Genomic DNA, 17372 nt, shown 5'->3' on the forward strand with positions numbered 1-17372 from the left:
CTCCTGCCGGTTTCGTCAGTGCGGGTGGAAGGTCACGCGCTCGGGCACCGGCTTGAAGGTGCCGAGCTGGCTCCACCACGGCATCAGCAGGAAGAAGCCGAAGTAGAACAGAGTCCCGACCTGCGACACGATCGTGCCGGTGGCCGACGGCGGCTGAACGCCCAGGTAGGCCAGGATCAGGAAGAACACCACGAACACGCCGTACAGCGTGCTGTGCCAGCTCGGACGGTAGCGGATCGACTTGACCGGGCTGTGGTCCAGCCAGGGCAGGAAGAACAGGATGATGACCGCACCACCCATCACTACCACGCCCCAGAACTTGGCGTCGAAGACGTTCAGCAGCGCGATGCCGACGGCCGCGGCGACGAGCACGGCAATCTTCGCGGTGCCGCCGATGCGGCCCTTCAGCACCGTGCCGATCGCGCCGAGCGCGACCACGGCGCTGAGCACCTTGATCATGTCGTCGGTGGTGGCCCGCAGCATCGAATAGAACGGCGTGAAGTACCAGACCGGCGCAATGTGCGGCGGCGTCTTCAGCGGGTCGGCCGGGATGAAGTTGTTGTATTCGAGGAAGTAGCCGCCCAGCTCCGGCGCGAAGAACAGGATCGCGCAGAAGATGATCAGGAACACGCCCACACCCATCAGGTCATGCACCGAGTAGTACGGGTGGAACGGGATGCCGTCGAGCGGGATGCCGGTCTTCGGGTCTTTCTTGGCCTTGATCTCGACGCCGTCGGGGTTGTTCGAACCCACGTCGTGCAGCGCCAGCAGGTGCGCCACGACCAGACCCAGCAGCACCAGCGGCACGGCGATCACGTGGAAGCTGAAGAAGCGGTTCAGCGTCGCGTCACCGACCACGTAGTCGCCGCGGATCAGCAGCGCCAGGTCCGGGCCGACGAAGGGCACGGCGGCGAACAGGTTCACGATCACCTGCGCGCCCCAGTAGCTCATCTGGCCCCACGGCAGCAGGTAGCCCATGAAGGCTTCGGCCATCAGGCACAGGAAGATCGCGCAACCGAAGATCCAGACCAGCTCACGCGGCTTGCGGTACGAGCCGTACAGCAGGCCACGGAACATGTGCAGGTAGACCACCACGAAGAATGCCGAGGCACCGGTGGAGTGCATGTAGCGGATCAGCCAGCCCCACGGCACGTCGCGCATGATGTACTCGACGCTCGCGAACGCCACCGGCACGCCGGCCGCGTTCAGCGCCGCGTCGGGCTTGTAGTGCATCACCAGGAAGATGCCGGTGACGATCTGGATCACCAGCACCAGCAGCGCCAGCGAACCGAAGAAATACCAGAAGTTGAAGTTCTTCGGAGCGTAGTACTCCGACATGTGCTTCTTGTACTCGTCGAACGCGGTCGGGAACCGGTTCTCGAACCAGAGAGAGACCTTCTGGGCGATCGGCGCGTCGGCCGGCGCGACTTTGAATTCAGCCATGGTTGCCTTTCTTGGGGTCTTGTCGCGCCGGGTCAGGCTGTCTTGCTCACGCCGATGAGCAACTTGGTGTCGGACAGGTACATGTGCTCCGGCACTTCAAGGTTGTCGGGCGCAGGCTTGTTCTTGAACACGCGGCCGGCCATGTCGAAGGTCGAGCCATGGCAAGGGCACAGGAAGCCGCCCTTCCAGTCGTCCGGCAGCGAAGGCTGCGCGCCGGTGGCGAACTTTTCGGACGGCGAGCAACCCAGGTGCGAGCAGATGCCCACCACCACCAGGTATTCGGGCTTGATCGAGCGCGCCTCGTTCTTCGCGTACTCGGGGATCGGGTAGGCCTTGCGTTCCGACTGCGGGTCGGCCAGCTGGCTGTCGTTGCTCTTCAGCGCCGCCAGCTGCTCGGGCGTGCGGCGCACGACCCAGACCGGCTTGCCGCGCCACTCGACCGTCATCTTTTCACCGGGCTTCAGTGCGCTGATGTCGACCTCGACCGGCGCGCCCGCCGCCTTCGCGCGCTCGGACGGGGCGAAGGTGCTGACAAAGGGCACGGCCGCCGCCACACCACCCACGGCACCCGCGCAGCTGGTGGTGATCAACCACGTGCGCTTGCCTTGGTCCACCGCGTTATCACTCATGGGGGTCCTTCTTGGAGCTCTGAAGACTTGGGAGACGCTGCAATCGCCCCGCCAACAGGGGATCTGGTCTCGGGCAACCCGGCATTTTAGCGGACAAGACAAGGCTCTCAGGCCAAGCCGTCAGCAGCACGACGCGCAACATGCACCGCCGCGGCTCGGCATGGCCGCCGCCAGCCCCGACACCCGGCCCGGATTGACAGCGCCGGCCCAGCGGCAATACTGCGCCGGGGCGGCCCCTTGCGGCGGCTGCCAGAGGGTGTATCCATCAACCACAAGGAGTCTCACATGGGGTTCGCGACGGAATTCAAGGAATTCGCGATGAAGGGCAATGTCGTCGACCTGGCGGTCGGCGTCATCATCGGCGGGGCGTTCGGCAAGATCGTCGATTCGATCGTCGGTGACCTGATCATGCCGCTGGTCGGCGTGGTCTTCGGCGGGCTGGACTTCTCGAACTACTTCATCCCGCTGGCCGGGCAGACGGCCACCAACCTGGCCGACGCGAAGAAGGCCGGCGCAGTGTTCGCCTACGGCAGCTTCTTCACCGTGGCGCTCAACTTCATGCTGCTGGCCCTGATCATCTTCATCATGATCAAGCAGATCAACCGCCTCAAGCGCCACGAAGCGGCGCCCGCCCCGGCCGCACCGGCCCCCACGCCGGAAGACGTGGTGCTGCTGCGCGAGATCCGCGACGCGCTGCGCAGCCGGTAACGCGTCAACCGCCCGACAAGCGGCGCGCCATCCGCACCGCCGTCACCAGGCTGGCCGGGTCGGCGCGGCCGCGGCCGGCCAGGTCGAAGGCCGTGCCGTGGTCGGGGCTGGTGCGCACAAAGGGCAGCCCCAGCGTCACATTGACGCCTTGCTCGACTCCCAGGTATTTCACCGGGATCAGCCCGTGGTCGTGGGTCATCGCGACCACGACATCAAACTCACCCGGGTGGCCTTGCGCATCGCGGGCCCGCATGAAGACGGTGTCAGGCGCATAGGGGCCGGTCGCATCGATGCCTTCGGCCCGCGCCGCGGCGATGGCCGGGCCGATGATGCGCTGCTCTTCGTCACCGAACAGCCCGCCCTCGCCGGCGTGCGGGTTCAGGCCGGCGACAGCGATGCGCGGCCGCGCGATGCCGAAGCGCTGCACCGCCGCGTGGGTGATGCGCAGCGTCTGCACGATGCCGGGCAGGTCGAGCAGCTCGATCGCCCGCCGCAACGACACGTGGATGGTGACCAGCACCACGCGCAACTCGTCGTTGGCCAGCATCATGCGCACGGGGGGCGGCTCGGCCTGGCCCGCGTGCCGGGCGGCCAACGCCTGCAGCATCTCGGTGTGGCCCGGGAAAGACACGCCGGCCGCGGCCAGCGCCTCTTTGTGGATCGGCGCCGTGACGATCGCGCTGGCGCGCCCTGCCATCACCTCGCCCACCGCGGCTTCGATGCAGCACGCTGCCGCGGCGCCTGCTGAGGCGGCGACCTGGCCCCAAGGCAGCAGGTGCGAGCCCACCGGCAGCCCCGGCGGCTGCCAGACCGGCAGCGCGTTGTCTGGCACCATCGCCACATCGACCGGCGAGTCGATGCAGGCGACCGGCCGTTGCAGCCCGGCAGCGGCCAGCGCACGCCGCATCACCTGCGCATCGCCGCACACCACCGCCCGGCCCAGCGCGCCGCGCGCCCAGGCCATCACGATGATCTCGGGCCCGATGCCGCAAGGGTCGCCCATCGTCACCAACAGCGGCAGTGCGCGAGAGTCGTTCATGCGGGGTTGTCGATCTCGATGAACTGGTGCGCCAACCCGAGTGACGCGGCCAGGTGCGCGGCCACCGCCGGCGCGCCGTAGCGCTCGGTCGCATGGTGGCCGCAGGCGAGGAACGCGACGCCGGTTTCGCGCGCCAGGTGGGCCTGCGGCTCGGAGATCTCGCCGGTCAGAAAGGCATCGGCACCGGCCGCGATCGCGGCTTCGAAGTAGCCCTGGGCGCCGCCCGTGCACCACGCAATGCGGCGCAGCGGCCGGCCGTCGCCCGGCGCCAGCACCGGCGCGCGCTGCAGGCGGTGCTGCACCGAGGCCTGCAAAGCGCTCAGCGACGCCAGGCCGCCTGCCGGCCCGATGAACCCCAGGTCCTGCTCGCCGAAGCGTGCGTCGGCTTCGAGCCCCAGCTCTGCGCCCAGCCGGGCGTTGTTGCCGAACAGTGGGTGCGCGTCCAGCGGCAGATGGTAGGCAAACAGGTTGACGCCGGTGACCATCAGGCGCTCGACACGTGCCTTCAGCCAACCGGTCAAACGGCCGTCCTGGCCGCGCCAGAACAAGCCGTGGTGGACCAGGACCATGTCAGCCTCGGCCTCGATGGCCGCGTTGATCAGGGCCAGGCTGGCGGTGACCCCGGACACGACCTTGCGGATCTCGCCGCGGCCCTCCACCTGCAAACCGTTCGGCCCATAATCCTTGAACCGTTCCGGTGTCAGCAGTTGCTGCAGAAAGCCCTCGACTTCGGCACGTGTAGCCATCGGACATCCACTCCTTCAGCGTCATGCGCAGAATCTGGCTCGTATTTTCTCAGACGGTCACGGTGGCCGTTGCCGTGTTGTTCGTCGTCGGCACCTTCAAGCCGGACTGGCTGCAGCGCAATGTGCTCGTGGGCGCGGCCTCACGCACGGTGATCAACCCGGAAGGCAATGTGCCGGTGGCGCTGGCATCCACCAGCGGGCCGATCCAGCCGCTGACCGCCGCGGCGCGGCGTGCGGCACCGGCGGTGGTCAGCGTGACCGCCAGCAAGGCCCCGGCGGCCGTCAACGACCCGCGCGCCCAAGACCCGTGGTTTCGCTTCTTCTTCGGCCAGCAGCCGTCGCGGCAGGAGCCGCAGATCGGCCTGGGCTCGGGCGTGATCGTCTCGCCCGAAGGCTACCTGCTGACCAACAATCACGTGATCGACGGCGCTGATGACATCCAGGTGCGCCTGTCGGACGGTCGCGAAGCGCAGGCCAAGCTGGTGGGCACCGACCCCGAAAGCGACGTGGCGGTGCTGAAGATCGAGCTCGACCGCCTGCCCGCCGTGACGCTGGGCAACATCGAGCAGATGCAGGTCGGCGACGCGGTGCTGGCGATAGGCAACCCGTTCAACGTCGGCCAGACGGTGACCTCGGGCATCGTCAGTGCCATGGGCCGCACCGGGCTGGGCCTGTCGACCTTCGAGAACTTCATCCAGACCGATGCGGCCATCAACCCCGGCAACTCGGGTGGCGCGCTGATCGACGTCAACGGCAACCTGGTCGGCATCAACACCGCGATCTACTCGCGCTCGGGCGGCAACATGGGCATCGGCTTCGCGATCCCGATCGACTTGGCCCGGCAGGTGATGGAAGGCCTGGTGCGCGACGGCCGCGTCACCCGCGGCTGGATCGGCGTGCAGCCGCGCGACCTCGACCCCGAGTTCGCGCAGAGCTTCAAGCTGCCGGTGCACGAGGGCGTGCTGATCACCGGCGTGCTGCAAGACGGCCCGGCCAGCAGCGCCGGCATGAAGCCCGGCGATGTGGTGACACAGATCGGCGGCAAGCCGGTACGCAACACCGCGCAGCTGATGAATGCGGTCGCGGCGCTGAAGCCACAGACCGAGGCGCTGGTCGGCGTTCAGCGCGGCGACAAGGCGCTGGAGTTGAAGATCACCGTGGCCCAACGACCCAACTCGCCGGCCGCGCAACGCAACCCCGATTGACCGCTGGCGGGGCGGCGCGACTCGCGCCGCCGCCGTCGCGAACGTGATTCGCCGGCACGATTCGCCAGCGTGAATCGCCGGCTACTCGGCGGCCTCGGGTGCCTGGGTGTGCTTGATGAACAGACCTGCCGCGAGGATGCCCAGCTCGTACAGCAGGCACATCGGGATCGCCAGGGCCAGCTGCGACACCACGTCCGGCGGGGTGATGACCGCCGCGACGATGAAGGCCACCACGACGAAGTAGCCGCGGAAGGCGCGCAGCTTCTCGATGCTGACCACACCCAGGCGCGCCAGCACGACCACCACGATCGGCACCTCGAAGGCCGCCCCGAACGCGATGAACATCGTCAGCACGAAGCCCAGGTAGGCCTCGATGTCCGGCGCCGCGGTGATGCTCTTGGGCGCAAAGCTCTGGATGAACGCGAAGACCTTGCCGAAGACGAAGAAGTAGCAGAAGGCCACTCCGCCGAAGAACAGCAGGGTGCTCGACACCACCAGCGGCAGCACCAGCCGCTTCTCGTGGCTGTACAGGCCCGGCGCCACGAAAGCCCAGACCTGGTAGAGCACGATCGGTAACGCCAGCAAGAAAGCCGCCATCAGCGTGATCTTCAGCGGCACCAGGAACGGCGAGATCACGTTGGTCGCGATCAGGGTCGTGCCGTGCGGCAGGGTGGACACCAGCGGCGATGCCAACAGGTCGTACAGGCCGCCGGGGCCGGGCCAGTACGACAGCGCGGCGAAGGCGATGCCCACGGCGATCAGCGCCCGCACCAGGCGGTCGCGCAGCTCGATCAGGTGGGAAACAAACGGAGCCTCGGTGCCTTCCAGTTCGTCTTTGGGGTCGGCACTCATCGGGCGGCTCCGCCAGTTTTCGGCGGCCGAAAGCGCGCCACCCGCGCGGCGCCCGATTGCACATGCCGCCTCACGCCTTCACGCTGCTTGTACCAGGCCGGCACGGCGCCGCGCTTGAGCCGCCAGTGCTTGCCCGGGTGCTGGTACACCGGCGGCGCGGGCGTCCAGCCGATGCTGGCGTCGCCGCTGGCGTTGGCCAGGCCCTGCCCCAGCCCGCCGGACGCGTCGTTCCAGCTCTGAGACAGGTTGTCAGAGGCCTGCTGCACCTCGCTGCGCACGGTGTCTTGCACGTCGCGCGCGGCGGTCTCGAACTGCGACTTCATCTTCTGCAGTTCTTCCAGCTCGATCGAGCGGTTGACCTCGGCCTTGACCTCGGCCACGTAGCGCTGGGCCTTGCCCACGAAATGGCCCACCGTGCGGGCCACGCGCGGCAGCTTCTCGGGGCCGATGACGATCAGCGCCACGGCCCCGATGAGGGCTATCTTGTCGAATCCGAAATCGATCATGGGGCGCGCGTCAAGCCGCAGCCCGGCCGCCGGCGGCGGTCAGGCCACGGGCCGGAAACCGGCTCAAACCTTGTTCTTGGCTTCGACGTCGACGGTGTTGGCGTCGTTCGCCTTGGCCGACGACGATGTCACCTGCTGCGACGGCGGCAGCGGCTCGCCCGATTCGGCGCCGCCCTTGACCCCGTCCTTGAAGCCCTTGACCGCGGCGCCCAGATCCGAGCCCATGTTCTTGAGCTTCTTGGTGCCGAAAATCAGCACCACGACCAGCAGCACGATCAGCCAATGCCAGATGCTGAACGATCCCATGACGTTTCTCCAAAGACCAACGATAGATTGTATGAGTGGGCTGGGCGGCGGCCGGTTCAACCCACGGTGATTGCAGGGCGGCCCTCAGCGGCCTGCCCCGACGGCGACTCAACCTTTCGCCCAGGGGCGCGGCCCGCCGAAGACGTGCATGTGGACGTGGAAGACTTCCTGCCCGCCATCGCGGCCGGTGTTGATGATCTGGCGGAAGCCGCCGGTGACACCGGCATCGGCCATCAGCTTCGGCGCCAGCACCATCATCTTGCCCATCAGCGCCTGGTCGTCGGGCGTCACCGCTTCCATCGTCGCGATGTGGCGCTTGGGCACCACCAGCAGGTGCACCGGCGCCCAGGGGTGGATGTCGTGGAAGGCGATCACGTCCTCGTCCTCGAAGGCCTTCTTGGATGGGATCTGGCCTGCGATGATCTTGCAGAAGATGCAGTTCGGGTCGGTGCTCATCGTGTTGTTTCTCCCTCGCCGGCTCAAGCCGGCATCGCACGGCGCTCATTGAGCGCCAACCAGCCGCGCACCACGCGGTAGAGGAACCAGATCGAGATCGCCGTCCAGGCGATCCAGCCCGGCAGCAAGAAGAAGGCCCACAGCGGGGAGGTGACCAGGTACAGCCCGGCGGCCCACAGCACGCTGCGGATGCGCCAACTGAAATGACTTTCCTGCCAGGTGCCGGCCGCATCCGCCCGCTTGACCAGGTCGAGGATGAACGCCACCACCAGCAGGACCACGCCGGGTTGGAAGCCCGGCAGCACCGCGCCCACCGCCACCACCGCATGCAGCGCGTAGCTGATGTGGCCCAGCGTGCGCAGCCCGTCATCGCGGCCGGGATCGATCGTCGTCACGTCGTTCATCCACGTTCTCCTTGCTCACGTTGCTGCGCCTTGCGCGCCGCGAACTCTTCGAGGCCGGACTGGCCTTCGCGCCGCGTCAGCTCGGCCAGCACATCGGCCGGCGTCAGCCCGAAGTGGGCCAGCGCGATCATCGAGTGGAACCACAGGTCGGCCACTTCGTAGACGATCTTCTGCCGATCGCCATCTTTGGCGGCCATCACCGTCTCGGTGGCTTCTTCGCCAACCTTCTTCAGGATCGCATCGGTGCCCTTGTGGAACAGGCGGGCGACATAACTCTTGTCCGGGTCGCCATGGCGGCGCGACTCGATCACCTCGGCCAGGTGCTGCAAGGTGTCGTTCGAGGTGGTGGGGGCAGACATCGGAGATTTCACTTGGTGTAGATGCGGGCCGGGTCTTTCAGCACCGGGTCGACCGCTGCCCATTGGTCACCGTCCAGGCGCTCGAAGAAGCAGCTGTGGCGGCCCGTGTGACAGGCGATGCCGGGCTCATGGCCGAGTTGCGTCACCTTCAGCAGCACCACGTCCTGGTCGCAGTCGAGCCGGATCTCATGCACCTTTTGGGTGTGGCCCGACTCTTCGCCCTTGTGCCACAGGCGCTGGCGCGAACGGCTGAAATACACCGCCTCGCGCAGCTCGGCCGTGCGCGCCAGGGCCTCGCGGTTCATCCAGGCGAACATCAGCACGTCGCCGCTGCCCGCCTCTTGCGCGATGACGGGCACCAAGCCTTGGTCGTCCCAGCGGACATGATCCAGCCAATCCATGCGGGCAGTGTAGCGACTGGCAGTCAGCCGCTGTGGGTGGGGCCGTGGTGGCCCCGCTCGGCGGCAAACCACTGCAGCACCGGGATCGTGCCCGGCAGCACCGGCGCGCTGGCCACCGGCAGCGTCTCCCAGGCCATCGCCTGGCCCTCGCGCATCTCGAACGCGCCGCTCCACTGGTAGACCTTGCGAAAGTGCAGGCGCACGCGGGCGTGCGGGTAGTCCATCACCAGCTCCTGCCAGGCGTGGCTGTCGCCGATCGTGATGCCAAGCTCTTCATGCAGTTCGCGGGCCAGCGCTTCGTGCACGCTCTCGCCCTGCTCGAGCTTGCCGCCCGGAAATTCCCAATAGCCGGCGTAGACCTTGCCCTCGGGCCGCGAGGTCAGCAGGAAGCGGCCTTCACGGCCGGCCGCATCGCGCTCGACCAGCACGCCCACCGCCACGTCGACCGGGGTTCGTTCCGTGTCGTGGCTCATGCGCCCTTCCCCGCCACCGCCAGCCGGCCGGCTAGGTCGCGCGCGAACTGGTGCGCGACGCGCCCCGACCGCGAGCCCCGCTCCAGCGCGAACACCAGCGCCTCGGGCCGGGCGGCCTCGATCTGCGCCTCGTTCAACCCATGGTGGCGCAGCCACTGCGCGGCGATCGCCAGGTACTCGCCCTGGGTGAACGGGTAGAAGCTGATCCACAGCCCGAAACGCTCGGACAGCGAGATCTTCTCTTCGACCACCTCGCCGGGGTGCACCTCGCCATCCTCGGTGTGCTGGTAGCTCAGGTTCTCTTTCATGTACTCGGGCAACAGATGGCGCCGGTTGCTGGTCGCGTAGATCAGCAGGTTGTCCGACGCCTGGGCGACCGAGCCGTCGAGGATCGACTTCAAGGCCTTGTAGCCGGGCTCGCCCTCTTCGAAGCTCAGGTCGTCGCAGAAGACGATGAAGCGCTCGGGCCGCCCCGCGACCAGATCCACCAGGTCGGGCAGGTCGACGAGATCGGCCTTGTCGACCTCGATCAGCCGCAGCCCGCGCGGCGCGAATTCGTTCAGGCAAGCCTTGATCAGCGAGCTCTTGCCGGTGCCGCGCGCGCCGGTCAGCAGCACGTTGTTGGCCGCCGCGCCGGCCACGAACTGCTCGGTGTTGCGCGCCAGCCGCTCTTTCTGCGCATCGACCTCTTTCAGGTCGGCCAAGCGGATGGTGGCCACATGGCGCACCGGCTCCAGCACGCCGGAGCCGGCCCGCTTGCGGTAGCGAAAGGCGATCGAGGCCGACCAGTCCGGCGCCGTGGCCAGGTGCGGCAGCACCGCGTCCAGCCGCGTCAGCAGGCGATCGGCCTTGGCCAGCAGCGCTTCAAGGGTCACAGGGTCCATGGCACCGAGTGTAGTGAACACCCGGTGCCTGGGGCCGTGTCACGGGCAGGCGGTGCCGCCGTCCAGGCGCACGATGCGCGGCTTGCCCAGGTTGGGGTCGAGCGGGTCATAAGGCGGGTTCGGCGCCTTGAAATTGACCAGGTACTTCTCGAGCGCGTCGATGTCCTGCGCGCCGCCCAGGCGGTTGACGCCGCCCTTGAGCACCGCAAAACCATCGCCGCCGTCGGCCAGGAAGTTGTTCACCGTCACGCGCCAGGTGCGCGCAGCGTTGACCACGTCGCCATTGCTGACCAGCGGTTCAGCCACGCCATTGACCGTCAGCGTCGCGTTGCGCACCTTGGCGCCGCAGGCCTGGGCATGGTCCCACTCGTAGCGCAGGCCATTGGACGGCAGCAGCACACGGGCGAACACCGTCTGGCCGAAGCAGTTCGGGAACTGCTGCTCCAGCACGTCGCGGATCTGCTGCGTCGTCAGCGTCATCGTCACCAGGCTGTTGCCGAAGGGCTGCACGGTGAAGGCCTCGCCGTAGGTGACGTTGCCGTCGCCCTCGTTGGCGCCGCTGTTGGCGTAGGTGAAGCCCGGGTTGCGCACGCCGCCCGGGTTCATCAGCGCGAGTTGCGCGCCGCCGAATTCCGGCGCGGCGGTGGCGGCCAGCTGCGAGTCGGCGATCAGGTCACCGGCCGGCATGTTGCAACCGGCGTCGCGGGTGTTCAGCACGTCGCGGGCGATGCTGCCGATCACGCGGTTGGCGATCGGGGTCGACAGCGCCTTGTAGCCGGCCACGATCGAGGCGATCTCGGCGCTCGGCGTGATGCCCACGTTGCTGCGATCGACCACCTTGTTGACGGCCGCGGCCTGCGTCACGTCGCGCGTGCCGGTGTCGACGGTCAGGTCGATGTCGGTCAGCACGCGACCCTGCGTGTTGGCGCTGGTCACCGGCACGAGCCGGCCGTTGGCCAGCGGCAGCTGGCAGTTGTAGGCGGCATGGGTGTGGCCGGTGACGACCAGGTCGACCGCGCCATCGAGCCGGCCGACGATGGTCTTGATCGGCGAGCCTTCGAGGCCACCGACGCAGCCGTTGATGTCGACCGGCGACGGCGCGGTCTGCACGCCGCCCTGGTGGATCAGCACGACGATCGACTCGACGCCCTGCGCGCGCAGCTGCGGCACCAGTGCGTTGACGGTCTGCGCCTCGTCGTTGAACACCAGGCCCTTGACGCCCGACGGGGTGACGATCTGCGGCGTGTCCTTCAGCGTCATGCCGATGAAGGCCATCTTGACCGAGCGGCCGTTGACGTCGAACTTCTTGATGCCATAGGGCGCGAACAGCGTGCGGCCGCTGTTCTTGTGCACCACGTTGGCGGCCAGGAAGCGGAACTTCGCACCCTCGAACGGCACCGGCGTGCCGACCTCGGCGCCACGGCAGCTGTTGACGGTGTCGGTCGGGTGGCAGCCGCCGCGCTGCATGCGCAGCAGCTCGTCCTTGCCGTCGTCGAACTCGTGGTTGCCGACGGCGTTGAAGTCCAGGCCGGCGCGGTTCATCACCTCGATCGTTGGCTCGTCGTGGAAGAAGGCCGAGACCAGCGGGCTGGCGCCGATCAGGTCACCGGCCGAGACGACCACGGTGTTGGGGTTGGCGGCGCGCGCAGCGGCGATGTAGCCGGCCGCATAGTCGGCACCGCCGGCCGGCACCAGCGGCGAGTCGGCGTTGGCGCGGAAGGTGCCCGGCGATTCGATCTGGCCGTGGAAGTCGTTCAACGCCAGGATCTTGATGACGCCGGTACCGGGCTTGGACGGTTTGGCGGGCGGCGTCGACGACGAGGCGGCGCTGGCGCAGCCGACCAGGGCAGCGCCCAGGGCGATGGCGGTCAGCACATGGCTGGCGGGGTGGGAAGGCATCTCGGGACTCGCTTCACAAGGGAGTTGAAGGGGCGCGCGCCACCCGCACCACGGGCGCAACGACGGCACGGCTCGAAGAGGCCCGTATTGGAATAGCGATCGATGTCCTTTCGATGAAGAACCCGGGGCCTCCCCCTAATTCTCGAATAGGACGGCGACGCCTCAAGGCACGCGAAACACCTGCACACCATCGGTCACGAAGCACTGGTCGCCCGGCTCGCGCACCACGGCCTTGGTGCCGGTGAATTCGCCGAAGGCCGGCAGCACCAGCACCTCGCCGCGGCCGTGAAATGCCGGCAGGCACAGCCGATCGAAGCCGGTGCCGCCGACCAGCGCGCCCGGGTGCAGATGCCCGGCCAGCACGGCCTGCCCTGGGCGCGGCTGCGGGTGGTGGCACAAGGCCCAGGGTCCACGCGCATGCGGCTCGTCGACCACGCCGATGCCCAGTTCGGGCGGCGGGTCGCCGGCGCGCTGGTCGTGGTTGCCGCGCACCAGCGTCAGCCGCAGTGTCGGCCTCGCCTCTCGCCAAGCGGCGAACGCCGGAACGCCAGGGCCGCCGCGGGCCTGTGTCGAGTGCAGAAAGTCACCCAGGAACACAACCTCGCTCGCCTGCCAACGGTCGACCAGCGCGCCCAGGCGCGCGAGGTTGGCCTCGGTGGTGCCGCCGGGCACCGGCACGCCCAGGCGGCGAAAGCTGTGGGCCTTGCCGAGGTGGAAGTCGGCCACCAGCAGCACCCGCTCGTCGGGCCAGAAGGCGGCGCGCTCGGGGCACAGCCAGAGCTGGCCGCCACCCCAACGCAGCGCGTGGTCCGCGCCGGTGGACACCTCAGGTCAACAGACCCAGCGCGATGTCCAGCTGCTCGGTCGGGCTGCGCTTGAAACCCGAGCGGGCGTAGCGCTGCAGGCGCCCGACGATGAAGGCCGTCAGCGCCGAGGCGCGGCCGTTGGCCTCGACGGTGGGTGTGCTCGACCCCGCCTCGTCGACCGCCAGGCGAAGGCTCTGGCGCAACTGCGACTCGACCCGGTCGAAGAACTGGTTCATGCGCGCGGTCAGGCGCTCGTTCTCGAACACCAGCGCATCACCGACCATCACGCGGGTCATGCCGGGGTTCTTTTCGCCGAACTGCAGCACCACCTGGGTGATGCGCTGCGCCTGCACCGAGCCGCTGGTCTCGCGCTCGGTGATCTGGTTGATCAGGCCGAAGATGCTCGATTCGATGAAGTCGATCAGCCCTTCGAACATCTGCGCCTTGCTGGCGAAATGACGGTACAGCGCGGCTTCGCTGACCGACAGCGCAGCGGCGAGTGCGGCGGTGGTGATGCGTTCGGCGCCGGGTTGCTCGAGCATCGACGCCAGCGTCTGCAGAATCTGCACGCGGCGTTCACCGGGCTTCGGGCGCTTGCGCGCCGGGGCTTCGCTGCCGCCGGGCGCGGCGGCCCCAGCGGGGGCCTCGGCAGGCGTTTGCGGGCGGGGTGCCTCGGCCTGGGCCGCTTCGGTTTCTTCGGGCAGGTCAGGCATCACGGCACACGGCGCAACTGTTGGAGCGAAGAGATTCTTGCACACACATAGGTCGGCTTCCGGTGCAGGTAAACACCAACTTCCGGGCCGTGCGCCCCCCGTTTCGCCCAGCGTTGCATCCACACCGTGCGCATGCCCACGCCATGGGCCGACTTCTGGTGCGCCAGCGTGTCTTCGACCAGCACGCAGCGGCGCGGCGGCACCCGCAACCTGGCCGCCAGCGCGCGGAACATGCGCGCGTCGGGCTTGGGCCGCCACTGGCCGAACATCGTCATCTGCTCGATGCCGATGACGCCGTCGAAATACTTCAACATGCCCAATTGCCGCAGCACCCGCTCGGCATAGGCAAGCGGTGCGTTGGTCAGGATGTACTTGCGCCCACGCAGGTGGCGCAGCGCCGCCACGTCGTGCGGGTGGGTCGCCACCTCGCGCTCCAGCGTCGGCAGCAGGTGCGTGTGGTGCAGAAAGTGCGCCGGCTTGACGCCATGGTGCTTCATCAGGCCCAGCAAGGTCGCGCCATAACGATGCCAGTAGTGGTTGCGCAGATGGTCGGCCTCGTCGGCGCTGACCTTCAGCTCGCGCTCGATGTAGTCGTTCATCGCCCCGTCGAGCAGGCGAAACGACGACACCGCCGCGTTGTGCAGCGTGTTGTCCAGGTCGAACAGCCAGACGCGCTCAGCGGCCATCGCGGGCTGCGGCCATGCGCTGCGCGTCGCGCCTGCCCAGCGCAGCGATGCTGGCCAGCATCAACACGGCGCCCAGCCATTGCGAGGCCGACAACGACTGGCCCAGCAGCAGCGCGGCCAGCAGGACCGCCGTCAACGGCTCGACCAGCGTGGCCACCGTCAGCGCGGTCGGGCTCAGGCGCGCCGCGCCCCAGCTGAAGGCCAGCAACGCCAGCGCCGCGGTCACCAGGCCCAGGTACAACAGCCAGGCTTCGGGCGGGATGTCCCCCGGCCAGGCCAGCGGCGCATAGAGCGCGCTCAAGCCCATCACCACAGCGGCCACCACGGTCAGCCCCATCGTCGCCGGGCCGGCGCCCAGTGCCTGCGAAAGCCGGCCGCTGACCAGCGTGAAGCCGGCGTACAGCACGGCCGACGCGACCGAGAACAGCACGCCGGCGACCATCGTCGCCGCATCGGCATCCGCCGCCAGGCCCCCGTGGCGCAGCACCACCAGCGCGGTGCCGATCAGTGCGGCGGCCAGCGTGGCGACGAGCGCAGCATCCAGGCGCTCACGCCCGCGCGCCACCGCCACCAGCGTGACCAACACCGGCGGCAGGCACAGCGCGATCAGCGTCGGCACCGCGGCGCCGATGCGCGCGATGCCGAGGAACCAGCACAGCACGTACATCGCCATGCAGGCACCGGCGCCGACCAACAACCACAACTCACCACGCAGCCGCGGCCACACCGCCGGCCGCGCGAACAACGCGATCAGAAAGACCGCGCCGACGACGAAGCGCCAGAACGAAATGCTCTCGGGGCTGAGGCCGAACCTGGCGATCAGCAGGTTGACCACCAGCGCACCAGTGCCCCACAGGAACGCGGCGCCGCAAGCGGCCGCCATCGCGGCAGCCGGGCTGTGGGTGGTCATCGGTCGCGGCAGATCAGTGGGATCTGATCATCGTGCCGTAGGCCTGATCGGTCAGGATCTCCAGCAGCATCGCATGCGGCACGCGGCCGTCAATGATGTGCACCGCATTGACGCCGCTCTTGGCCGCATCCAGCGCGCCGGCGATCTTCGGCAGCATGCCGCCGCTGATCGTGCCGTCGGCGAACAGCTCGTCGATGCGGCGGGCGGTCAGGTCGGTCAGCAGCTGGCCGGACTTGTCCAGCACGCCGGCGATGTTGGTCAGCATCACCAGCTTCTCGGCCTTCAGCACCGTGGCCAGCTTGGCGGCCACCACGTCGGCGTTGATGTTGTAGCTCTCGTTGTTCTCACCGAAGCCGATCGGGCTGATGACGGGGATGAACGCGTCGTCCTGCAGCGCCTTGACCACGCTCGGGTCGATCGAATCGATCTCGCCGACCTGGCCCACGTCGTGCTCTTTGCTCGGGTCGTCCTTGTCGACCATCTTCAGCTTCTTGGCGCGGATCATGCCGCCGTCGCGGCCGGTCAGGCCCACGGCCTTGCCGCCGGCGGCGTTGATCAGGCCGACGATGTCTTGCTGCACCTCGCCGCCGAGCACCCACTCGACGACCTCCATCGTCTCTTCGTCGGTCACCCGCATGCCCTGGATGAAGGTGCCCTTCTTGCCCAGGCGCGACAGTGCTTCGTCGATCTGCGGCCCACCGCCGTGCACCACCACCGGGTTCATGCCGACCAGCTTCAGCAGCACCACGTCTTCGGCAAAGTCCTGCTGCAGCTCGGGGTCGGTCATCGCGTTGCCGCCGTACTTGATGACCAGCGTCTTGCCGTGGAACTTGCGGATGTAGGGCAGCGCCTGGGCCAGGATTTCGGCCTTTTCGCGCGGCAGGATGTGGTCGACGTTGGCGGGCGCGGTGGCGTGGCTCATGGCAGGCTGCGGTGTGAAGTGGTGTGAATAATGGGCGATCGAGGCATTCTAGGGAACCACCCCCAGCCTGCGGCGGTCATCCACCAGGGTGCCCAAAGGGTTGTAGTGGTGCCATTGGAGAGCAAGACCATGACCAAGACTTTCACCCCTGTCCTGAGCAGCATCGCCGCCACCCTGGCGCTGCTGGCCGCTGCGCCCGCCGGCGCCACCGAGGGCGAGGTGCGCAAGATCGATGTCGCCCAGGGCAAGCTGACGCTCAAGCACGGCGAAATCAAGGCCCTGCAGATGCCGGCAATGACGATGGCCTACAAGGCCAAGCCGGCCACGCTGCTGGACGGCCTGACCGTCGGCGATCGCGTCGAGTTCACCGCCGACAAGGTCGACGGCCAGTACGTCGTCACCGCGGTGCGCAAGACCAAGTGACCCCAACGGCCGGCCAGCGCCGGCCGCCGCTCAGACGTTGAGCAGGTGCGTGCGGTAGTGCACCAGCTCGTCGATCGATTCGTGGATGTCGGCCAGCGCGGTGTGCGCCTGGGCCTTCTTGAAACCTTCCATCGCCGCCGGTTTCCAGCGCCGCGCCAGCTCTTTCAGCGTGCTGACATCGAGGTTGCGGTAGTGGAAGAAGGCCTCCAGCCCGGCCATGTGGCGGGCCAGGAAGCGACGGTCCTGGCAGATCGAATTGCCGCACATCGGGCTCTTGCCCGCCGGCACGTAACCCGCCAGAAACTCGATCACCCGCGCCTCGGCCTCGGGCTCGCCGATGGTCGAGGCTTTCACCCGGTCGATCAAGCCGCTGCGGCCATGGGTGCCCTTGTTCCAGGCGTCCATCGCGTCCAGCGTCGCGTCGCTCTGGTGGATCGCGAACACCGGGCCCTCGACACGCACCGTCAGCAGCGGGTCGGTCACGACCACCGCGATCTCGATGATGTGGTCGGACTCGGGCTTCAGACCGGTCATCTCCAGGTCGATCCAGATCAGGTTCTGGTCGTTCTTCGAAAGCATCGTGGCGCTCATGGTGGGTTTGC

At 68.0% G+C, this 17372-nt stretch carries 23 protein-coding genes; 3 read left to right on the plus strand and 20 right to left on the minus strand.

All coding sequences use genetic code 11. From position 1 onward, the window contains the following. Positions 1–15: 15 nt before the first annotated feature. Together ACE3SG_RS16945 and petA are read right to left on the minus strand one after the other, a co-directional pair. On the minus strand, positions 16–1443 hold the full coding sequence (locus ACE3SG_RS16945) for a cytochrome bc complex cytochrome b subunit (protein ID WP_374566928.1): 1428 nt from the start codon (positions 1441–1443) through the stop codon (positions 16–18). A 32-nt stretch (positions 1444–1475) separates the two neighbouring features. Beyond that, a complete protein-coding gene (petA, locus tag ACE3SG_RS16950) occupies positions 1476–2072 on the minus strand; it encodes a ubiquinol-cytochrome c reductase iron-sulfur subunit (protein WP_374566930.1) in 597 nt (198 codons plus the stop codon). A gap of 285 nt (positions 2073–2357) precedes the next feature. On the opposite strand from petA, the gene mscL reads away from it, so the two are divergent. Then, on the plus strand, positions 2358–2780 hold the full coding sequence (gene mscL, locus ACE3SG_RS16955) for a large conductance mechanosensitive channel protein MscL (RefSeq protein WP_374566931.1): 423 nt from the start codon (positions 2358–2360) through the stop codon (positions 2778–2780). Between the two features lie 4 nt (positions 2781–2784). On the opposite strand, the gene pdxA is transcribed toward mscL, so the two are convergent. Both pdxA and ACE3SG_RS16965 read right to left on the minus strand, forming a co-directional pair. Beyond that, positions 2785–3819, minus strand: coding sequence for a 4-hydroxythreonine-4-phosphate dehydrogenase PdxA (pdxA, locus tag ACE3SG_RS16960; protein WP_374566933.1), 1035 nt, complete (start codon positions 3817–3819; stop codon positions 2785–2787). Further along, entirely contained in the window at positions 3816–4565 is a 750-nt protein-coding gene (locus tag ACE3SG_RS16965; RefSeq protein WP_374566935.1) for a Nif3-like dinuclear metal center hexameric protein, read from the minus strand. The genes pdxA and ACE3SG_RS16965 overlap by 4 nt, the downstream gene beginning before the upstream one ends. A gap of 23 nt (positions 4566–4588) precedes the next feature. On the opposite strand from ACE3SG_RS16965, the gene ACE3SG_RS16970 reads away from it, so the two are divergent. Next, positions 4589–5770, plus strand: a complete 1182-nt coding sequence (locus ACE3SG_RS16970; protein ID WP_374566937.1) for a Do family serine endopeptidase — start codon at positions 4589–4591, stop codon at positions 5768–5770. Between the two features lie 81 nt (positions 5771–5851). Here ACE3SG_RS16970 and tatC read toward each other — a convergent pair whose 3' ends face one another. From tatC to argB, 15 genes are all read right to left on the minus strand, one after another. Beyond that, positions 5852–6622, minus strand: coding sequence for a twin-arginine translocase subunit TatC (gene tatC, locus ACE3SG_RS16975; RefSeq protein WP_374566939.1), 771 nt, complete (start codon positions 6620–6622; stop codon positions 5852–5854). After that, positions 6619–7128 (minus strand): Sec-independent protein translocase protein TatB, encoded by a 510-nt coding sequence (tatB, locus tag ACE3SG_RS16980; protein WP_374566941.1) that lies wholly within the window; start codon positions 7126–7128, stop codon positions 6619–6621. Before tatB ends, tatC begins: the two co-directional genes overlap by 4 nt. A 63-nt stretch (positions 7129–7191) precedes the next feature. After that, positions 7192–7434: a Sec-independent protein translocase subunit TatA gene (gene tatA / locus ACE3SG_RS16985; protein ID WP_374566943.1), complete on the minus strand. Its 243-nt coding sequence runs from the start codon at positions 7432–7434 to the stop codon at positions 7192–7194. A gap of 108 nt (positions 7435–7542) precedes the next feature. Then, on the minus strand, positions 7543–7890 hold the full coding sequence (locus ACE3SG_RS16990) for a histidine triad nucleotide-binding protein (protein ID WP_374566945.1): 348 nt from the start codon (positions 7888–7890) through the stop codon (positions 7543–7545). A gap of 23 nt (positions 7891–7913) precedes the next feature. After that, the gene (locus ACE3SG_RS16995; protein ID WP_374566947.1) at positions 7914–8294 is read right to left on the minus strand and encodes a DUF4870 family protein; all 381 of its coding nucleotides are present in this window, start codon (positions 8292–8294) and stop codon (positions 7914–7916) included. Next, positions 8291–8653: a phosphoribosyl-ATP diphosphatase gene (locus ACE3SG_RS17000; protein ID WP_374566949.1), complete on the minus strand. Its 363-nt coding sequence runs from the start codon at positions 8651–8653 to the stop codon at positions 8291–8293. The genes ACE3SG_RS16995 and ACE3SG_RS17000 overlap by 4 nt, the downstream gene beginning before the upstream one ends. A gap of 8 nt (positions 8654–8661) precedes the next feature. Next, entirely contained in the window at positions 8662–9054 is a 393-nt protein-coding gene (gene hisI, locus ACE3SG_RS17005; RefSeq protein WP_374566951.1) for a phosphoribosyl-AMP cyclohydrolase, read from the minus strand. 23 nt (positions 9055–9077) lie between these two features. Next, positions 9078–9527 carry an NUDIX domain-containing protein gene (locus ACE3SG_RS17010; RefSeq protein ID WP_374566953.1) on the minus strand — a complete coding sequence of 150 codons (450 nt, stop codon included), beginning with the start codon at positions 9525–9527 and terminating at the stop codon, positions 9078–9080. Next, positions 9524–10411 (minus strand): ATP-binding protein, encoded by an 888-nt coding sequence (locus tag ACE3SG_RS17015; RefSeq protein WP_374566956.1) that lies wholly within the window; start codon positions 10409–10411, stop codon positions 9524–9526. The genes ACE3SG_RS17010 and ACE3SG_RS17015 overlap by 4 nt, the downstream gene beginning before the upstream one ends. A gap of 39 nt (positions 10412–10450) precedes the next feature. Continuing rightward, positions 10451–12310: a bifunctional UDP-sugar hydrolase/5'-nucleotidase gene (locus ACE3SG_RS17020; protein WP_374566958.1), complete on the minus strand. Its 1860-nt coding sequence runs from the start codon at positions 12308–12310 to the stop codon at positions 10451–10453. A gap of 162 nt (positions 12311–12472) precedes the next feature. After that, entirely contained in the window at positions 12473–13135 is a 663-nt protein-coding gene (gene pdeM, locus ACE3SG_RS17025; RefSeq protein ID WP_374566960.1) for a ligase-associated DNA damage response endonuclease PdeM, read from the minus strand. A 1-nt stretch (position 13136) separates the two neighbouring features. Continuing rightward, the gene (slmA, locus tag ACE3SG_RS17030; protein WP_374566962.1) at positions 13137–13829 is read right to left on the minus strand and encodes a nucleoid occlusion factor SlmA; all 693 of its coding nucleotides are present in this window, start codon (positions 13827–13829) and stop codon (positions 13137–13139) included. Next, positions 13829–14515, minus strand: coding sequence for a pyrimidine 5'-nucleotidase (locus ACE3SG_RS17035; protein ID WP_374566964.1), 687 nt, complete (start codon positions 14513–14515; stop codon positions 13829–13831). Before ACE3SG_RS17035 ends, slmA begins: the two co-directional genes overlap by 1 nt. Further along, positions 14505–15425, minus strand: a complete 921-nt coding sequence (locus tag ACE3SG_RS17040) for a DMT family transporter (RefSeq protein ID WP_374566966.1) — start codon at positions 15423–15425, stop codon at positions 14505–14507. Before ACE3SG_RS17040 ends, ACE3SG_RS17035 begins: the two co-directional genes overlap by 11 nt. A 13-nt stretch (positions 15426–15438) precedes the next feature. After that, positions 15439–16347: an acetylglutamate kinase gene (gene argB, locus ACE3SG_RS17045; protein WP_374566968.1), complete on the minus strand. Its 909-nt coding sequence runs from the start codon at positions 16345–16347 to the stop codon at positions 15439–15441. A 129-nt stretch (positions 16348–16476) separates the two neighbouring features. Between argB and ACE3SG_RS17050 the strand changes: the two genes are divergently transcribed. After that, entirely contained in the window at positions 16477–16770 is a 294-nt protein-coding gene (locus ACE3SG_RS17050) for a copper-binding protein (protein ID WP_374566970.1), read from the plus strand. Between the two features lie 30 nt (positions 16771–16800). On the opposite strand, the gene orn is transcribed toward ACE3SG_RS17050, so the two are convergent. Beyond that, entirely contained in the window at positions 16801–17361 is a 561-nt protein-coding gene (gene orn, locus ACE3SG_RS17055) for an oligoribonuclease (protein ID WP_374566972.1), read from the minus strand. Positions 17362–17372: the final 11 nt, after the last annotated feature.

The sequence above is a fragment of the Ideonella sp. genome (genome assembly GCF_041914305.1).
Lineage (GTDB): Bacteria > Pseudomonadota > Gammaproteobacteria > Burkholderiales > Burkholderiaceae_C > Ideonella.